Below are 18,407 nucleotides of genomic sequence, written 5' to 3' on the forward strand. Positions count from 1 at the left end.
GGCCTGGACCACGTCGGCCTGGACCACGTCGACCGGCTCGGCCGGGGACTGCTCGATGGTCTCGAGGTAGTACTTGCCGAGCCCGTCCAGGGTGTGGCCGCGCTGCACGGTCACCCCGGTCGGCGGAACGTCGGCGATCTTGATGGTGTTGTTCTCGCTGGCCAGGATGGCATCGGCCAGGTCAACGCCGACCTTCTTGCCGTCAACATCGAAGGCGGCTACGAACTGGACGTCGTTGACGTGGTACTTGCCGAACTCAACATGCATCAGACCCGGGATCGTTGCCTGGGGGTCGGCATCCCGGTAGTAGTGGACACCCTGCACCAGGGAAGCAGCGCAGTTACCCACGCCGACAATGGCAACACGAATCGGATTTGAAGACACGGAACTCCTTTGAGAACAAACTTCAGTGCCCTGCGCGTCGGTACCCTGTTGTACGACGGCGGCTGACGGACACAGCGCCACGCGGCGCCCTAACAGTCTAACCAACTGCGCCGGGGCCGGCTTTGTTCCCGCCGGCCCCGGGCAGTTCATTACATTTGCGTGAGCGTCACACCTTCTGCGCCCAGAGATTGATGTCAGACTCGACGGCGAACTCGTCGATCGCGGTGAGCTCCTCCGAGCTGAACTCCAGGTTGCTGATCGCCGAGAGGCTGTCTTCAAGCTGTTTGACGCTGGACGCTCCGACCAGTGCCGAGGTGACCGGCGTGCCCCTCTGCTGGTCGCGGAGAATCCAGGCGATGGCCATCTGGGCCAGGGTCTGGCCGCGGCCCGAAGCAATCCGGTTCAGCCCGCGGACCCGGTCCAGCTTGTCCTCGGTAATGGCCGATTCGGACAGGAACCGGTCCTTGGCCGCACGGGAATCCGCCGGTATGCCGTGGAGGTAGCGGTCGGTCAGCATGCCCTGGGCGAGCGGCGAGAAGGCGATGGAGCCGGCGCCCACCTGCTCAAGTGCCTCGTACAGGTTGGGGCTGCCGTCCTCGGTCCACCGGTTCAGCATGGAGTAGCTGGGCTGGTGGATGAGCAGCGGAGTGCCGAGTTCTTTGAGGATGCGCGCGGCCTCCAGCGTCTGTTCCGGGGTGTAGGAGGAGATGCCCGCGTAGAGGGCCTTGCCGGAGCGCACGGCGTGGTCCAGGGCGCCCATGGTTTCCTCCATCGGCGTCTCGGGATCCGGGCGGTGGCTGTAGAAAATGTCCACATAGTCCAGGCCCATGCGCTGGAGCGACTGGTCCAGGCTGGAGAGCAGGTACTTGCGTGAGCCCCACTCACCGTAGGGGCCGGGCCACATGTAGTAGCCGGCCTTGGTGGAGATGACCAGCTCGTCGCGGTAGGGCTTGAAGTCGTCCTGCAGGTGCCTGCCGAAGTTGGTTTCCGCCGATCCGTCCGGCGGGCCGTAGTTGTTGGCGAGGTCGAAGTGGTTCACGCCGAGGTCGAAGGCACGGCGCAGGATGGCGCGCTGCTCGTCAAAGCGCTTGTCGTCACCGAAGTTGTGCCAGAGCCCCAGCGAGACGGCGGGAAGCTTCAGGCCGCTGCGTCCGACGCGGCGGTACGGCATGGTTTCGTAGCGGTTGTCCGCTGCCAAATAAGTCATACGATCCATCCTGCCAGTTGTGACGCAGGCTACAGCCCGCAAGTCCGTTGTTACGCCGCGGGCTGACAGAATCAGCCCGCGGCGCACGATAAGGCCGCCTGTGTCAGTCGCTAAGGACGACGGCGCTCAGCGCCGGCAGCTCCACCTTGCCCCCGTCGACGCGGACGGCATCATCGGTGGCCAGCAGTACGCTCGCTCCCGGCCGGTCCAGGGTGACGGCCTGATCGCCGAAGTTCAGCAGGACCTGAACCGCTCCGCGCCGGTACCGCAGCCAGCGGGCGTCGTCGTCGAACTCCACTGCTGTGTCTTCGAAGCCCAACTTGGTGAGATCCGGACTCGAGCGCCGCACCGCAATCAGGGAGCGGTACAGCTCTAGCAGCCTGGCGTGCTCCCCGTCTGACGCTTCCGCCCAGTTCAGTTTGGAGCGGGTGAAGGTTTCCGGATCCTGCGGATCGGGCACGACGGCGGGGTCCCACCCCATGCGCTCGAACTCCTTGATCCGGCCCTCGGCCGTGGCTTTGCCAAGCTCCGGCTCCGGATGGGAGGTGAAGAACTGCCAGGGCGTGGTTGCCCCGTACTCCTCGCCCATGAACAGCATGGGCGTGAACGGCCCGGTCAGGGTCAGCACCGCGGCCAGGGCAAGGCTGCCGTACGGGAGTGTCTGGGACAGCCGGTCGCCGGTGGCCCTGTTGCCGATCTGGTCATGGTTCTGTGAGCAAACCACCAGTGCGGACGGAAGGACGGCGCTGAAGTCGATGGGCCTGCCGTGGTGGCGTTCCCGGAAGCTGGAGTAGCTGCCGTCGTGGAAGAACCCGTCCTGCAGCACCTTGGCCAGCGCCCCGAGCGAATCGAAGTCGCTGTAGTAGCCGGTGGTTTCCCCGCTGACGTTGACGTGGACGGCGTGGTGGAAGTCATCGCTCCACTGGCCGGCCAGCCCGTAGCCGTTGGCGTCCCGGGGGTACAGCAGGCGCGGGTTGTTGAGGTCGGATTCGGCGATGAGGGTCAGCGGACGCCCGGCCTCGGCCGACAGTTCGTCGGCCAGTGCACCGAAGTCCWCCAGGATGTGGACGGCCCGCTCATCCTTGAGGGCGTGCACGGCGTCCAGGCGGAGGCCATCCACCCGGTAGTCGCGCAGCCACATGGTGAGGTTGTCCAGGATGTACTTGCGCACGTGGTCCGATCCCGGACCGTCAAGATTGACCGAGTCACCCCATGTGTTGCCCTCGCCGTGCTTGAGGTACGGCCCGAATCTGGGCAGGTAGTTCCCGCTCGGGCCGAGGTGGTTGTAGACCACGTCCTGGATGACGCCGATGCCCGCGGCGTGGGCGGCGTCCACGAACCGCTGGTAGGCGGCCGGTCCACCGTAGCCCTCGTGGACGGCGAACCACTGCACGCCGTCGTAACCCCAGTTGTGGGTGCCATTGAAGGCATTCACCGGCAGCAGTTCCACAAAGTCGATGCCCAGCCCGGCGAGGTAGTCCAGATTCCCGGCGGCGGCGTCGAGCGTCCCTTCCGGCGTGAACGTTCCCAGGTGCAGTTCGTAGATCACGGCACCCTGGAGCTCCCGGCCCTGCCACGCGGCTTCCTGCCAGCTGTGGGCACTGGGGTCGAAAGTGCGGGAAAGGGCGTGGACGCCGTCGGGCTGGCGGCGGGTCCGGGGGTCGGGCAGCGGCGTTTCGTCGCCGTCGAGCAGGTACCCGTAGTCCACGTCGGCGCCGGTCGGTGCGTCCGGGGCCGTCCACCAGCCCTGGTCCGCCGGCGCGTTGCCGGGCCGGCGGCTCATCGGGTAGCGCTCCCCTCCGGCCAGCAGCGTGACGGCGCCCGCCTCCGGCGCCCAGACGTCGAACCTTTCTGCTCCCCGCACGGGTTTGGCGGCTTGGTGGGGCTGTGCTGCAACGTTGGTCTGTGTCATGGCTTTGCTCCTGTCTCGGGAACCAGCAATGCCACCGGGTAGGTCCGGAAGACCTCCGAAAGCGCCGCCGGGCCCGGTCCGTAGCTGGTACCGGTCAGTTCGTCCTTCATAGCCGTTTCAAGTTCGACGGCGGTGTCCCGCCAGCCGCCCGACTGTTCCAGTCCGTAGGGAAGCCGGGTTGCCAGGGTGAGTGCTCCCGGGCCTGCAGCCCCGCCGGCTCCGCGGCCGAACGCCAGCAGGTGGGAGGTAGCTGGACCGCTGGCCTGCAACGGACGGTAACCGGCGAAGAGCTCCGGCCGTTCGCGGCGCAGCCGCAGGGCACGGGACGTCACCAGCAGCTTGGCCCGCTCGTCGAGGAATGATTCCGGACGGGATCCGGCATCCAGCTGTTCCAGGGCCTGCTTGCGGTCCTCGAAACTGAACGGGCGGCGGTTATCGGGGTCCGTCAGTGAACGGTCCCAGAACTCGGTTCCCTGATACACGTCGGGTACCCCCGGCATGGTCAGCTGCACGAGCTTTGCCGAGAGTGAGTTCGATGCCCCGTGCGGTTCCAGCAGCGCCACGAGGGCTTCCAGTTCCGTGCGGACCTCCGGGTTGTCGAAGGCGGAGTCTACGGCGGCCGCCAGTTTCTTCTCGAACGCCGGATCGGGATCAGTCCAGTTGGTCGAGTTCCCGGCTTCGCGTGCGGCCTTGAGGGCGTACGACTGGAGGCGTTCCCGGTCGGCGGGCCACGCGCCGGCGACGGCCTGCCAGAGCAGGACGGAGAGCGGCCCGTCAGGCAGCGGCGCCAGGGCGCTCAGCCTGTCGAGTGCCTTTTCCCATTCAGGCGCCACCTCGGAGATGACCGAGATCCGGGCCCGGGTGTCCTCGCTCCGTTTGGTGTCGTGGGTGCTGAGCGTGGTCATGGACAGCGGAAGCTCCGCCTGGCGGCGGGCCATCCGGGCATGGAACTCCTCCGGTTCGAGCGCGAACTCGGTGGGGTCGGCGCCCACCTCCGTGAGGGTTCCCAAGCGGTTGTACCGGAAGAACGCGGTGTCCTCCACGCCCTTGGCCATCACCATTCCGGAGGTCTGCTGGAAGCGGCGCGAGAGCTCCAGGTCGGTTTCCAGCAGCAGCGGATGCAGAACCTCAATGGCCTGGTCCAGCTCCGGGCGCCACCGGGCTGCCAGTTCGCAGGCTTCCTTCAGGACTTCCGCACCCTCGGGCAGGTACGTGCGGTAAACCGGGAAGGCGGCGATGATTTCCGCGATGGCATCCGCTGCCGCCTCCTGCGGGATTCCGGCGTCGCCAGGCACCAGCCTGGCGAGCCGCAGGATCTCCGAGTGGAGGATGCCGTCGGTGATCCGCCGCTTGGTGCCGCGGATCATGGCCTGGTAATCCGCAGCTTCGCCGCCGCGGAGCTGTGCGTCGAGCCGGTCCAGCGCTTCGCGTCCCTGCGGATCGACGAAGATCCGGTCGACGTCGGCGAGGGCGTCGTAGCCGGTGGTGCCTTCGCACTCGAAACCGGCAGGCAGCTGCTCTCCCGGCTCCAGGATCTTTTCGATGAGCAGGTACGCTCCCCCGGTGGCTCCGCGGAGCCGTTCGAGGTATCCCTCCGGATCGGCGAGGCCGTCCGGGTGGTCGATCCGCAGTCCGTCCGCAAGACCCTCATTGAACCAGCGCACCACTTCTTCATGTGCCTCGTCAAAGACGGACGGCACCTCGACGCGAATGCCGGCCAGCGTGTTTACCGCGAAAAACCGACGGTAGTTCAGCTCATTGTCTGCACGGCGCCAGCCGATGAGTTCGTAGTGCTGCCGGCCATGGACGTCCCTCGGCGAGTCGCCCTCGGCATAGCTGCCCTCGGCCAGCGGGAAGCGGTGGTCGTAGTACCGCAGCTCGCCGTCCTTGATCTCGAGCTGGTCCAGATCGTCATCGCTGCCCAAGACGGGGATACGGATTCGGCCCCCGGCCAGGTCCCAGTCGACGTCGAACGCCTCGGCATAGCGGGACCCGCGGCCCTCCTTGAGCAGCGACCACCACCAGGGGTTCTGCACCGGCGAGGCCACGCCCACATGGTTGGGCACGATGTCGATCAGTACACCCATTCCCGCAGCGCGGGCTGCCTTCGAAACCGCCGCTAGCCCCTCCGGGCCGCCGCGCTCCGGATCCACCACGGAGGGATCCGTGACGTCATAGCCGTGGTCGGAACCGCTCTCCGCCTTCAGGATGGGCGACAGGTAGACCCAGTCCACGCCGAGCGACTTCAGGTAAGGCACCGTTTCGGCGGCATCAAACAGCGTGAACCCCTCCCGGATCTGCAGCCGGTAGGTGGAGACGGGCGTCCTCATGAGCGCGTCCCGCCCTGCTTGCCCGCCGGCTTGCGGCTCCGCTTGGTTGCCGGCTTCTGTACAGGAGCCTCCGCCGGCTTCTGTTCAGGATCTGCCGGCTTCTGTTCAGGAGTCTCCTCAACAGGGGTCTCTTCCGGCTCCTCAACAGGAGTCTCTTCCGGCTCGGCCCAGGCTTTCTTCGTCTTCTTCGGCTCCGGAAAGGTAGGTGCCGTGAGCGCCGCAGTCTCGGTCGTCGCCGTCTGCGTCAGCGCCGCAAGGGAGGCGGCCACCGAGTGGTCCGGTTCCTCCTCCGGCGCACTGTGGGCACGCAGCACCACGAGCGATTTCGCTGCGACGTTGAGCTTGCCGCCAGCCTGCACGGGTTCGGAATCGGCACCCGCGCCGGCGGTGTCGATGATGACGTCCCAGGCCGGGGCGTATTCATCCGACGGGAGCTTGAACACGACGTCGCCATCGTGCGCGTTGAAGTACAGCACGAAGTTGACATCCGTGATGCGGCGCCCGCGGTTGTCCTTGCCCTGGATGCCGTCACCGTTGAGGAATACGCCTACGGACCGGCCGAACCCGCTGTCCCAGTCCTCCGGCTGCATGGTGTTGCCGTCCGGGTCCAGCCATTCGATGTCCGGCAGACGTTCGCCTTCACCGCGCCGGACGGGCCGGCCATCGAAGAACCGGCTGCGCCTGAACGTGGGGTGCTTGGCCCTCAGCGAGTTTACGGCGGCCGTGAACTCGATCAGCGGCTGGTCCACGTTGTCCCAGTTGATCCAGGTCAGTTCGGAGTCCTGGCAGTAGCCGTTGTTGTTTCCGCGCTGGGTGCGGCCCAGTTCGTCGCCGTGCAGGAGCATGGGCACGCCCTGCGAGAGCAGCAGCGAGGCGATGAAGTTCCGCTGCTGCCGGGCGCGCAGTCCCAGCACCTTCGCGTCCTCCGTGGGCCCTTCGGCTCCGCAGTTCCAGGACCGGTTGTGCGATTCGCCGTCGTTGTTGCCTTCGCCGTTGGCGTCGTTGTGCTTCTCGTTGTAGGAGACCAGGTCCGCGAGGGTGAAGCCGTCGTGGGCGGTGACGAAGTTGATGGACGCAACCGGGCGGCGGCCGGAGTGCTCGTAGAGGTCTGCGGATCCGGTGATGCGCGAGGCGAATTCGCCCAAGGTGGCTGGCTCGCCGCGCCAGAAGTCACGGACGGTGTCGCGGTACTTTCCGTTCCATTCCGTCCACTGCGGCGGGAAGTTGCCCACCTGGTAGCCGCCGGGGCCAACGTCCCACGGTTCCGCGATGAGCTTCACCTGCGAGACAACGGGGTCCTGCTGGATGAGTTCGAAGAAGGTGGACAGCTTGTCGACGTCGTAGAACTCGCGGGCCAGCGTGGACGCGAGGTCGAAGCGGAACCCGTCCACGTGCATCTCGGTCACCCAGTAACGCAGGGAGTCCATGAGCAGCTGCAGGGAGTGCGGCTGGCGGACGTTCAGCGAGTTGCCGGTGCCGGTGTAGTCCATGTAGTGCTTTTCATCGCCGTCCATCAGACGGTAATAAGCGGCGTTGTCGATGCCCTTGAAGGACAGCGTGGGCCCGAGGTGGTTGCCCTCTGCCGTGTGGTTGTACACCACGTCGAGGATGACTTCGATGCCGGCGCGGTGGAGCGAGCGGACCATGGCCTTGAAGTCCTGAACCTGCTGGCCGGTGTCGCCGGTGGAGCTGTAGCTGTTGTGCGGGGCGAAGAACCCGATGGTGTTGTAGCCCCAGTAGTTGTTCAGCCCCTTGTCCTCAAGGATGCCGTCGTTGACGAACTGGTGCACCGGCATGAGCTCGATGGCGGTGATGCCGAGCTTCTGCAGGTGGGAGATGACCGAGGGGTGGGCCACGCCGGCGTAGGTGCCGCGCTGCTCCTCGGGGATCTCGGGGTGGAGCTGCGTGAGGCCCTTGACGTGGGCTTCGTAGATCACGGACTGGTGGTACGGGATCCGCGGGAGGTGGTCGCCGTCCCAGTCGAAGAACGGGTTGATGACCACGCCCATCATCATGTGGGGCGCCGAGTCCTTGTCATTGCGGGAGTCGGGGTCGCCCATGTTGTACGAGAACAGGGCGGGATCCCAATCGATCTGGCCGTGCACTGCCTTGGCGTACGGGTCCAGGAGGAGCTTGTTCGGGTTGAAGCGGTTGCCTGAGTCCGGGTCATAAGGGCCGTGGACGCGGAAGCCGTACTTCTGGCCGGGCTGGACCTGGGGCAGGTAGCAGTGCCACACATACCCGTCCACTTCCCCGACCTCTACGCGGGTTTCAGTGCCGTCCTCCTCGAAGAGGCACAGCTCGACTTTCTCTGCCCTTTCGCTGAACAATGCGAAGTTGGTTCCGGTTCCGTCGAAGGTGGCGCCAAGGGGGTACGCCGTTCCGGGCCAGATTTCCATTCGTGCTCCTATTACGTTGTCCAACACTTGTGTCCGGCCGGTATGTCGTGCGTCACCGCCGGGAACTAGGTCTTACCGTAGCCGGTAGGTGTGACTATTACGATTACCGGCCGGCTGATTACTAAGCGTGCTTACTTTATCCCAGATTTCGGGTAGGGCGTCGGCAATACGTCCCGCGGTCAGTGGCGCGCCGTCCGATGCGGCGTTTCCGGCGCGGCCGTGCAGGCTGGCCCCCATGGCGGCGATCGCCGCCCACCGCTCGTCCGGGTCGATGCCAAGTTCCCTGAAACGGCCGACGTCGGACCCCACCTGGGCGAGCAGCGCACCGATAACCCCGGCCAGCACGTCGCCGCTGCCGGCCGTTGCCAGCCACGGCGTACCGTCGGCCTGGCTGTAGAAGTCCTGGTACGGCGATGCCACCAGCGTCGTGGCGCCTTTGAGCAGCACGGTGGCCTCGGTGAGACCTGCAGCCTGGCGGGCCGCTGCGAGCGTCGAGGCCTCCACGGCGGCGCGGTCCAGGCCGGCTCCGAGGCGCGTCAGCAGCGTTGCCAGCTCGCCGGCGTGCGGGGTGAGCACCACCTGCGGCGCGAGGACATCAGGCAGTGCCGGCAGCGCGCCGGCGTCCGCCACGGTAGGCAGGCCTGAATCCGCGGCGTCACGGACCCGCTGCATCTGCTCGTCATCCGAGCCGTCCATGCCTGAACCCACGAGCCACGCCTGGACGTGGGTTTCGGCCACGGTCCCGGAGCTGCACACCACCTCGGGGCAGGTGTGCCGGATGAGGTCGGCAACGTCGGGCGGGCCGACATACCGCACCATGCCGGCCCCGGCAGCGAGGGCCCCGCGGCAGGCGAGCACGGCGGCGCCCGGATACGCCGGGGACCCGGCAACCACCCCGAGGACGCCCCGGGAATACTTGTGTGAGCGGCGACCGGGTTTGGGCAGGAGCGCGGCCAGATCGGAAGCTTCCAGGCGCCGCAGCGCCGGCCAGGGAAGCCCTTCCTCGATCCCGATCGGAATCACACGGACAGTCCCGGCAAAGTCGGCGCCCGGGTCCGCCAGCAGGCCGGCCTTGGCGCCGCCGAACGTGACGGTGAGATCGGCCGGGAGCACCGGTTCCGCCGCTTCCCCGGTATCGGAGTTCACGCCGCTCGGCACGTCGCAGGCCACCACCAGGCCGTGCGGACCGGCGGCAAGCAGGGATACGAGCCCGGCGGAGGCTCCGCGGAGCCCGCCCTGCGCGCCGGTTCCCAGCAGGGCGTCAATCACGACGTCGGCCCTGCCGGTTTCCGCTGCCAGCTCGCCGAGGTTGGCGTCGGTCAGGTGCCGGACCCGGCCACCGGCCCGCTCAAAGGCCGCCAGCGCTTCGGGATGGGCGCTGCCCGAGGCGAGGACCGCCGTCGTCCGCATGCCCCGTCCGGCAAGGCGCGCGGCCGCGAACAGGCCGTCGCCGCCGTTGTTCCCCTTGCCGGCCAACACCACAACGCTGGAACCGTAGAGCCGACGGCCCCCGGAGCGAAGCTCGCCAATGACCGCATTGGCAAGGCCGTGGGCTGCCCGCTGCATGAGAACAGCGCCCATACCTGAATCCAGTAAAGGCTTTTCAGCCTCTCGTATCTGGGTTCCGGTATAGGCGCTGATCATTCAGTCCGATCCGTTCGGTATCAGCCCTCGGCCAGGACGGTGGCGGTGGCGATGCCGCCGTCGTGGCTCATGGACAGGTGCCAGCGCTTGACGCCCTTGGCCTCCGCCACGGCCAGCACTGTGCCCTTGACCTGGATCGTTGGGCCGTTCTGGTCCAGCCCGATCCAGCAGTCCTGCCAGTTCATGCCGGCCGGGGCCCCAAGGACCTTGGCCACGGCTTCCTTGGCGGCAAACCTCGCAGCCAGGGAGCGGGTGTTCAGCTCGCGCTCGGCCGGAACGAACAGCCGGTCGCGCAGCCCGGGGGTTCGCTCCAGCTGACGGCCGAAGCGCTCAATGTCCACGACGTCTACGCCGATGCCAACAATCATGGGCTTACTCTACGGTGACGCTCTTGGCCAGGTTGCGTGGCTGGTCCACGTCGTATCCCTTGGCCGTGGCGAGTTCGAGGGCGAAGATCTGCAGCGGCACGGTGGCCAGCAGGGGCGCCAGGAGGGTGGGGGTCTCCGGGATGTAGAAGACGTGCTCCGCGTAAGCCTTCACAGCCTCATCGCCTTCCTCGGCGATGACGATGGTCTTCGCGCCGCGGGCCCGGACTTCCTGGATGTTCGAGACCACCTTGGAGTGCAGCGAGTCGCGCCCGCGCGGGGACGGGACCACCACGAACACCGGCTGGCCTTCCTCGATCAGCGCGATCGGGCCGTGCTTGAGCTCACCGGCGGCGAAACCCTCGGCGTGGATGTAGGCGAGCTCCTTGAGCTTGAGCGCGCCTTCCATGGCCACGGGGAACCCGACGTGCCGGCCCAGGAACAGCACGGACTTCGCATCCGCCATGGACCGCCCGAGTTCCTTGATCTGGCCCTCGTTGTCCAGGATCCGCTGGATCTTGGCCGGGATCTTGCCCAGGTCCGCCAAGATGTCCTTGATCTCGCCCTGGAACTTGTTCCCGCGCAGCTGTGCCAAATACAGGCCCAGCAGGTAGGCGGCTGTGATCTGGGCCAGGAACGCCTTCGTGGACGCCACCGCGATCTCCGGACCGGCGTGCGTGTACAGCACGGCGTCGGACTCACGCGGGATCGTGGAACCGTTGGTGTTGCAGATCGACAGGGTCTTCGCGCCCTGTTCCTTCGCGTACCGGACCGCCATCAGCGTGTCCATGGTCTCCCCGGACTGGGAGATCGACACGATCAGGGTGTTCGCGTCCACGATCGGGTCGCGGTAGCGGAACTCATGGGAGAGCTCCACCTCAGTGGGGATCCGGCACCAGTGCTCGATCGCGTACTTCGCGACCTGCCCGGCGTACGCGGACGTGCCGCAGGCCAGGACGATGATCTTGTCCACGCTCTTGAGCAGCGCCGGGTCGATCCGCAGCTCATCCAGCGTCAGCTTCCCGTGAATGTCCGACCGTCCCAGCAGGGTCTGGGCCACGGCGTCGGGCTGGTCATGGATTTCCTTCTCCATGAAGGACGGGAAGCCGCCCTTTTCCGCCGATTCCGGGTCCCAGTCCACGTGGTATTCCTTGCCCTCCGCGGGGGCGCCGAAGAAGTCGGTGATCACCACGGAATCCGCGGTGATCGTCACGATCTGGTCCTGGCCGAGCTCCACCGCGCGGCGGGTGTAGTCGATGAACCCGGACACGTCCGAGCCCAGGAAGTTCTCGCCCTCGCCCAGGCCAACCACGAGCGGTGAGTTGCGGCGGGCCGCGACCACCACATCGGGCTGGTCCGCGTGCACCGCCAGCAGCGTGAACGCACCATCAAGGCGCTGGCAGGCCAGCTCCATGGCCTTGGTCAGGCCGCCGTCGGAGACGTCGCCGCCGAGCTTGTTGCGGAAGATGTCGCCCAGCAGCGCCGCGGCCACCTCGGTGTCGGTCTCGGAAGCGAACTCCACACCCTTGGCCACGAGCTCAAGCTTGAGCTCGGCGAAGTTTTCAATGATGCCGTTGTGGATCAGCGCCAGCTTCCCGCCATCAGACAGGTGCGGGTGCGCGTTCTGATCCGTAGGCCCGCCGTGCGTGGCCCAGCGCGTGTGGCCGATACCGGTCATCGACTCCGGCAGAGGCCGCGCCTCCAGTTCAGCGAGCAGATTGCTCAGCTTCCCGGACTTCTTCCGCGAGAAAATCTCCCCGCCGGCAACCACGGCGACACCCGCCGAGTCATAGCCCCGGTACTCCAGGCGGCGCAGACCCTCAAGAACAACATCCAGCGCCGTGTGCCCGGCATCAGCCCGGCCCGACGTACGCCCTACATAACCCACGATTCCACACATGGGTATAAGCCTAACCGGCTTTGGGGAGACCGGACGTCGGACAACCTCCGCCGCAGCATGCCGGAAGGCCGCCAAACGGCCGCCGGCAAAGCACGCGTGAGGCCCCAACCGGCCCGTCATCAGGCAGTTTACGTCCGCACGCATTTCGCTCTCGGCGTCGCGGAGGGCAGAATCTCTAGGGTGACTTCGCAACGCAATGAAGCGAACGGGGAGGGTGTCTCGCCGTTCGTGGAGCTGGACCGGCAGACCTGGTCCCGGCTCGCAGCCCAGATGGAACAGCCCCTTAACGAAGAGGATGTGCTGCGCCTTCGTGGGCTCGGTGACCCCCTGGACATGAAGGAGGTCCGGGAGGTCTACCTGCCGCTGTCCCGGCTGCTGCACCTGTATGTGGAGGCGGCAGGCCAGCTGCACGCGGCCACCACGACGTTCCTGGGTGAGCAGACCCAGCGCACCCCGTTCGTCATTGGTGTCGCCGGTTCGGTGGCCGTGGGCAAGTCCACCATCGCCCGTGTGCTCCGGGAAATGCTGCGGCGCTGGCCGGGCACCCCCAACGTTGAGCTGATCACCACCGACGGGTTCCTGTACCCGCTCGCCGAACTCAAGCGCCGCCAGCTGCTCGAGCGCAAGGGCTTCCCGGAGTCCTACGACCGCAGGGCGCTGCTGCGTTTCGTGAGTGAGATCAAGGGCGGCGCGGAGGAAGTCCGGGCGCCCTGGTACTCACACGTCACCTACGACATCGTGCCCGGCAAGGAAGTGGTGGTCCGCCGCCCGGACGTCCTCATCGTTGAAGGCCTGAACGTCCTGGCGCCCGCGCGTCCCCGGCATGACGGCCGGCAGGGACTGGCACTGAGCGACTTCTTTGACTTCTCCATCTACGTGGATGCCAAGACCTCCTACATCGAGGAATGGTATGTGGACCGGTTCCGGAAGCTGCGCTCCACCGCGTTCGCCCAGCCAGAGTCATACTTCCACCGCTACGCCACCCTCTCCGATTCCGAGGCCGAGACCACGGCCCGCGAAATCTGGAAGCGGATCAACGAGCCGAACCTTGAAGAGAATGTGCTGCCCACGAGGGGACGGGCCCAGCTGGTGCTCACCAAGGAAGCCGACCACTCCATCCGCCGCATGCTGCTAAGGAAGGTCTAGCACAGGTGTGCTACGACTGCTCCCCCGCCGCGGACCGGGCGGCACAGACAGCGTCAGCACAGGAAGCCGCGGCCCCTAAAGCGGCTGCGCCCGGCCGCCGTATAGTCACCCGATTCCTCCTCGCCGGCGCCAGCCTGTCCGCGCTGGCGGCCTGCACACCCGCAGGTCCTGCCGCGGCACCTTCCGCCACGGGAAGTACGACGCCGGCACCCCCGTCGGCGTCCGGGTCACCCGGCGCATCTGCCGGCAGCGCGTCGGCGCGGGCTTCCGCCACCGCGTCGCCCTCTGCCACCGCGCCTCCCTCCGGTTCTGCCGCGGCGTCCGCGGCAGCACCGCCGTCGGCAGCCGCCGCCCCGACGGCAGCACCAGCGCCGCCGTCGGCCGCCTCCCGGCTGCCCAAGCAGTACTCACTGACCAACCCAACCAGCCCCTGGGTTGTGGTCAACAAGCGGCGCCCGCTGAAGCCGGCCAACTTTGTTCCGCGGGATCTTGTCCAGCCGGGCGTTGCCCTTGCCGTTTCCGGCGAGGCAGCGCTGCTGAACCGCACCACGGCGGCCGCCGCGGAAAAGATGTTCGCGGCAGCGGCGGCGGACGGCGTGACCATGACGCTGGCCAGCGGCTACCGGTCCTACGCCACGCAGACAGCCACCTACAACGGCTACGTCAGCGCGCGGGGGCAGGCCGCTGCCGACACCGCCTCGGCGCGGCCCGGGCATTCCGAGCACCAGACAGGCTGGGCGTTCGACATCGGCGACGGCGGCGGCGCGTGCAGTTTCCAGCCCTGCTTCGCCGAGCAGCCGGCCGCTGTGTGGGCCAAGGCCAACGCGTACCGGTTCGGCTTCGTGGTGCGGTACCCGTGGATGCTGCATCCGATTACGGGGTATTACTACGAGTCGTGGCACCTGAGATATGTCGGCGTCGAGGCGGCCAGCGACATGCGGAAGCGCGGAATCGCCACCCTCGAGGAGTATTTCGGGCTCGAAGCGGCGCCCGGTTACCCGTAACCGCTGCCCTGCTTACCTGTAACCGCTGCCCTTGGCGCGCGTAACCGCTGCCCGCCGGCGAGGACCGGTGCGATAGCTTGGACCCATGCTTACCGGATTCAAAAAATTCATTCTCAAAGGCAATGTCATTGACCTGGCCGTGGCCGTGGTCATCGGCGCAGCGTTCAGCTCAGTGGTGGACGCGCTGGTCAAGAGTGTCATGATGCCCCTGATCTCGCTGCTCGTCGGACAGCCCAACTTTGATGATTTCCTGGCCTTCGGCGACGTACGGATCGGCGTCCTGCTTACCGCTGTGGTCAACTTCCTGCTGGTTTCGGCCGCGATCTACTTCGTCATCATCCTGCCGATGAACCGGCTGATCGAGCACCGGAACCGCAAGCTGGGCATTGGACAGGAAGTGAAGAAGGAAGCAGCCGAGGATCCCCAGATCGCTCTGCTGAAGGAAATCCGGGACGAGCTGCGCAAACAGCCCACCCGGTAATCGCCCCGGCGAGCAATCCAATGAGACAAAAGCGGTCCGCCTTCCGAGAGGGAGGCGGACCGCTTTCTTAATTCTCGGTGCTGCGGGAGCTGCCCTAGCGGACGAGCTCAGTCGGGACGGGATCCAGCGCCAGCTCGCGCTTGACCACCTGGGCCAGTCGCTCGGCGATGACCTGGGCGGTCTCCTGGGTGCCGGCTTCCACCATGACGCGGACCACGGGTTCGGTGCCGGAAGGGCGGAGCAGCACACGGCCGGTGTCGCCGAGCTCGGCTTCGGCCAGCTTGACGGCCGCTGCGAGGGCTTCGTCGCCGCTGACCCGGCTGCGGTCCACGCCCTTCACGTTGATGAGGACCTGCGGGAGCTTGGTCATGACGGTGGCGAGCTCTTTCAGCGGGCGGCCGGTGAGGGCCACCTGCGCTGCGAGCTGCAGGCCGGTCAGGACGCCGTCGCCGGTGGTGGCGTAGTCGGCGAGGATCACGTGGCCGGACTGTTCGCCGCCGAGGTTGAAACCGCCGTCGCGCATTTCCTCAAGGACGTAACGGTCACCCACCCCGGTCTCGCGGACCTCGATGCCGGCATTGCGCAGGGCGATCTTCAGTCCGAGGTTGCTCATCACGGTGGCAACCAGGACATTGTCCGTAAGCTTGCCGGCGTCCTTGAGCGCGATGGCGATGATGGCCATGATCTGGTCACCGTCCACCTCGTTGCCCTCGTGGTCCACGGCGAGGCAGCGGTCGGCGTCGCCGTCATGGGCGATGCCGAGGTCTGCTCCGTGCGCCACCACCGCGGCCTTGAGCGGTCCCAGGTGCGTGGAGCCCACGCCCTCATTGATGTTCAGGCCGTCCGGCTCGGCTCCGATGACCACAACCTCGGCTCCGGCATCCTTAAAGACCTGCGGGGAACAGCCGCTGGCGGCTCCGTGGGCGCAGTCCAAGACCACCTTCAGTCCGTCAAGGTTGTGCGGGAGGGTGCCCAGCAGGTGGACGATGTAGCGGTCCTCGGCGTCGGAGAAGCGCTGGATGCGGCCCACTTCACCGCCGACAGGCCGGACGGGCTCCTTGCCCATCTGTTCCTCGATGGCGTCCTCCACCTCGTCGGGGAGTTTCTGGCCGCCGCGGGCGAAGAACTTGATCCCGTTGTCAGGCGCTGGGTTGTGCGAGGCGGAAATCATCACGCCGAAGTCCGCGTTAAGGTCCGCCACTAGGTAGGCGGCCGCGGGGGTGGGAAGCACGCCGGCGTCATAGACGTCGATTCCGGAGCTGGAAAGCCCTGCCTCCACGGCCGCGGCGATGAACTCACCGCTGGCGCGGGGGTCCCTTGCCACCACGGCGCGCGGCCGCGCACCCTCGCTGGTGCGTTCATGGCCAAGCACGACGGCGGCGGCCTGGGCCAGCTGCAGTGCGAGCTCGGCAGTCAGCAGGCCGTTCGCCAGGCCACGGACACCGTCTGTTCCAAATAATGTAGACATCGGGTCAAGTTTAGACGATGCAGGTCCCCGCCCCTGCCTCGGGCGGCCCCCGGCAAGGGGACCGCCTGGCGTCCGGGGACGTTTGGCCTGCTCAAGGGGGCATCCCGCCAGGTCACAAAGGCTTAACGGCAGAAGCCCGTCCCGCCGAACGGCGGGACGGGCTTCTGTGAAGCGGCAGCGCTTCGGAAGCGAATTAACGCTTCGAGTACTGCTGAGCCTTGCGGGCCTTCTTGAGACCGGCCTTCTTACGTTCGATGACGCGGGCGTCACGGCGCAGGTAACCGGCCTTCTTCAGGGTGGCGCGGTTGTTCTCGGTGTCGATCTCGTTCAGTGAACGGGCGATGCCGAGGCGCAGGGCGCCGGCCTGGCCGGAAATGCCGCCACCGTGGATGCGGGCAATGACGTCGTAGGCGCCGTCAAGATCGAGGATCTTGAAGGGTTCGTTGACGTCCTGCTGGTGCAGCTTGTTCGGGAAGTAGTTGGCCAGTTCGCGGCCGTTGATGACCCACTTGCCGGTGCCGGGCACGATGCGAACGCGTGCGACGGCTTCCTTGCGACGGCCAACTGCTGCGCCGGCGACGGTCAGTGCCGGGCGTTCCTTCTTCGGCGCTTCTGCTTCTGCAGGACCGCTTTCCGAGGTGTAGCTGGTCGGGTTTTCCTCTGCCACAACGGCTTCGGTGGTCTCTTCGTTCTGAGCCACGGTTCTCCTTGTATAGATAAGTTGGTTGGTGGCCAGGACTACTGGGCGACCTGGGTGATTTCGAAAGTCTTGGGCTGCTGGGCGGCGTGCGGGTGCTCAGCACCGCGGTACACCTTCAGCTTGCCCAGCTGCTGTGCAGCGAGGGAGTTCTTCGGGAGCATGCCCTTGATGGCCTTCTCCACGGCCCGGACCGGGTTGGATTCCAGCAGCTCCGCGTAGTTGACGGAGGTCAGGCCGCCCGGGTAGCCGGAGTGGCGGTATGCGCGCTTCTGCTCCAGCTTGGCGCCGGTGAGGGCTACCTTTTCAGCGTTGATGATGATGACGAAATCGCCCATGTCCATGTGGGACGCAAAGGTGGCCTTGTGCTTGCCGCGCAGCAGGATTGCGGTCTGGCTGGCGAGACGACCAAGGACAACGTCGGTGGCGTCAATGACGTGCCACTGGCGGTTGATATCGCCGGGCTTCGGGGTGTACGTACGCACGGTGTTTGCCTCGTTCTTGTTCTGGCGTTCTTGTTTTAGGCGTCACTCTAAGGTGCACCTACTATCTATGCGCTACCGGAACAGAGGTGAGGGCTCTATGAATCCAGTGGTCCAGAAGTCCCGAATATGCCCGAGGAGTAGTTATCCTGCAACCGGATTCTCAGCGGGCACGCATCATCGGAAAAGGACACGCACAACGGCTACTAAGAATAGCGTGAACCGGGCGTCAGGGTCAAAATGGGGTATCCGGTCTCAGGGTGCAACGCGCCTTGGTCTGCGCCGATCCGTTCCAGCCAGGGAGTCTCTGTGTCCATTGTGGGTGTAACCGCCAGCGCCAGTCCGCTGTTTGCGCTTGCCGCCGGCCTGCTTGGAATTCTCCTTTGCATACTGGCTGAGCTGCTGATCGCGCGCCTGCTCCCCCGCCTTGGTGGGCTCCCGGGCATAAGGACAAGAATTACGACGGCGGCGCTCACCGGCGTTCTCTGCGCCGCCTTCGCGCTGCGGTTCGGTGTGGACTGGTCACTACCCGCCTTCCTGGCGCTCGGTGTACTCGCCGTGCAACTGGCCCGGATTGATCTGGCCCACCATCTACTGCCCAATCCCCTGGTTTTGTCCCTGCTCTTTGCCGGCCTGGCACTGCTCACTCTCAGCAGCACGGCCACTTCAGGCTGGGCCGAGCTGCTTCGTGCGGCCGCCGGCGCCGCCATCCTGTTCGTAGGCTTCCTGATTCTGGCGATTATCTCGCCCAACGGCATAGGAATGGGCGACGTGAAGCTTGCTGCTCCGGTGGGCCTCTACCTGGGCTACTTGGGCTGGAGCCAGCTGTTCTACGGCGGAGCCCTGGGCTTCGTGCTGGGCGGGATTTTCTCCGTCGTCTTGATTTCGCTTAAGCGCACCGAAAAATCATCCGACGTGGCCTTTGGGCCCTCCATGCTGGCGGCCGCCCTGGGGATGGTCCTGTTCGCCTCCTGACGCATTTCGGACA

At 66.4% G+C, this 18,407-nt stretch carries 15 protein-coding genes and 1 pseudogene; 4 read left to right on the top strand and 12 right to left on the bottom strand.

What is annotated here, in order from left to right:
* The 8 genes and pseudogenes from AC1D14_RS14115 to glmS all read right to left on the bottom strand — a co-directional run.
* Positions 1 to 384: pseudogene (locus AC1D14_RS14115) on the bottom strand (inositol-3-phosphate synthase); the annotation flags it as partial.
* Between the two features lie 166 nt (positions 385 to 550).
* The gene (gene mgrA, locus AC1D14_RS14120; protein ID WP_230118151.1) at positions 551 to 1,591 is read right to left on the bottom strand and encodes an L-glyceraldehyde 3-phosphate reductase; all 1,041 of its coding nucleotides are present in this window, start codon (positions 1,589 to 1,591) and stop codon (positions 551 to 553) included.
* 103 nt (positions 1,592 to 1,694) lie between these two features.
* Positions 1,695 to 3,503 carry a malto-oligosyltrehalose trehalohydrolase gene (gene treZ / locus AC1D14_RS14125; protein ID WP_476968657.1) on the bottom strand — a complete coding sequence of 603 codons (1,809 nt, stop codon included), beginning with the start codon at positions 3,501 to 3,503 and terminating at the stop codon, positions 1,695 to 1,697.
* Positions 3,500 to 5,833: a malto-oligosyltrehalose synthase gene (gene treY, locus AC1D14_RS14130; protein WP_230118149.1), complete on the bottom strand. Its 2,334-nt coding sequence runs from the start codon at positions 5,831 to 5,833 to the stop codon at positions 3,500 to 3,502. Before treY ends, treZ begins: the two co-directional genes overlap by 4 nt.
* Positions 5,830 to 8,232, bottom strand: a complete 2,403-nt coding sequence (gene glgX / locus AC1D14_RS14135; RefSeq protein WP_230118148.1) for a glycogen debranching protein GlgX — start codon at positions 8,230 to 8,232, stop codon at positions 5,830 to 5,832. Before glgX ends, treY begins: the two co-directional genes overlap by 4 nt.
* A gap of 72 nt (positions 8,233 to 8,304) precedes the next feature.
* A complete protein-coding gene (locus AC1D14_RS14140; protein ID WP_476968658.1) occupies positions 8,305 to 9,876 on the bottom strand; it encodes an NAD(P)H-hydrate epimerase in 1,572 nt (523 codons plus the stop codon).
* A gap of 20 nt (positions 9,877 to 9,896) precedes the next feature.
* Complete coding sequence (locus AC1D14_RS14145; protein WP_018776647.1) at positions 9,897 to 10,244, bottom strand: holo-ACP synthase; 348 nt, start codon at positions 10,242 to 10,244, stop codon at positions 9,897 to 9,899.
* Positions 10,245 to 10,248: 4 nt separating this feature from the next.
* Positions 10,249 to 12,141 carry a glutamine--fructose-6-phosphate transaminase (isomerizing) gene (gene glmS, locus AC1D14_RS14150; RefSeq protein WP_476968659.1) on the bottom strand — a complete coding sequence of 631 codons (1,893 nt, stop codon included), beginning with the start codon at positions 12,139 to 12,141 and terminating at the stop codon, positions 10,249 to 10,251.
* Positions 12,142 to 12,321: 180 nt separating this feature from the next.
* Between glmS and coaA the strand changes: the two genes are divergently transcribed.
* Complete coding sequence (coaA, locus tag AC1D14_RS14155; RefSeq protein WP_230118145.1) at positions 12,322 to 13,287, top strand: type I pantothenate kinase; 966 nt, start codon at positions 12,322 to 12,324, stop codon at positions 13,285 to 13,287.
* 10 nt (positions 13,288 to 13,297) lie between these two features.
* On the opposite strand, the gene AC1D14_RS14160 is transcribed toward coaA, so the two are convergent.
* Entirely contained in the window at positions 13,298 to 13,732 is a 435-nt protein-coding gene (locus AC1D14_RS14160; RefSeq protein WP_476968660.1) for a hypothetical protein, read from the bottom strand.
* Between AC1D14_RS14160 and AC1D14_RS14165 the strand changes: the two genes are divergently transcribed.
* Entirely contained in the window at positions 13,725 to 14,291 is a 567-nt protein-coding gene (locus tag AC1D14_RS14165; protein ID WP_476968661.1) for a M15 family metallopeptidase, read from the top strand. The two genes, AC1D14_RS14160 and AC1D14_RS14165, sit on opposite strands and share 8 nt — an antisense overlap.
* 85 nt (positions 14,292 to 14,376) lie before the next feature.
* Positions 14,377 to 14,772 carry a large conductance mechanosensitive channel protein MscL gene (gene mscL / locus AC1D14_RS14170; protein WP_230118144.1) on the top strand — a complete coding sequence of 132 codons (396 nt, stop codon included), beginning with the start codon at positions 14,377 to 14,379 and terminating at the stop codon, positions 14,770 to 14,772.
* A 94-nt stretch (positions 14,773 to 14,866) separates the two neighbouring features.
* Here the strand turns inward: mscL and glmM are convergent, their stop codons facing one another.
* The 3 genes from glmM to rplM all read right to left on the bottom strand — a co-directional run bounded on the left by glmM (position 14,867) and on the right by rplM (position 17,422).
* Positions 14,867 to 16,240 (bottom strand): phosphoglucosamine mutase, encoded by a 1,374-nt coding sequence (glmM, locus tag AC1D14_RS14175; RefSeq protein ID WP_230118143.1) that lies wholly within the window; start codon positions 16,238 to 16,240, stop codon positions 14,867 to 14,869.
* 193 nt (positions 16,241 to 16,433) lie between these two features.
* Positions 16,434 to 16,940 carry a 30S ribosomal protein S9 gene (gene rpsI, locus AC1D14_RS14180; RefSeq protein WP_476968662.1) on the bottom strand — a complete coding sequence of 169 codons (507 nt, stop codon included), beginning with the start codon at positions 16,938 to 16,940 and terminating at the stop codon, positions 16,434 to 16,436.
* 38 nt (positions 16,941 to 16,978) lie between these two features.
* A complete protein-coding gene (gene rplM / locus AC1D14_RS14185; RefSeq protein WP_015937805.1) occupies positions 16,979 to 17,422 on the bottom strand; it encodes a 50S ribosomal protein L13 in 444 nt (147 codons plus the stop codon).
* A 306-nt stretch (positions 17,423 to 17,728) separates the two neighbouring features.
* On the opposite strand from rplM, the gene AC1D14_RS14190 reads away from it, so the two are divergent.
* Positions 17,729 to 18,394 carry a prepilin peptidase gene (locus tag AC1D14_RS14190; RefSeq protein ID WP_476968663.1) on the top strand — a complete coding sequence of 222 codons (666 nt, stop codon included), beginning with the start codon at positions 17,729 to 17,731 and terminating at the stop codon, positions 18,392 to 18,394.
* Positions 18,395 to 18,407 lie beyond the last annotated feature (13 nt).

It is taken from the genome of Arthrobacter sp. P1_B11, from assembly GCF_056406715.1.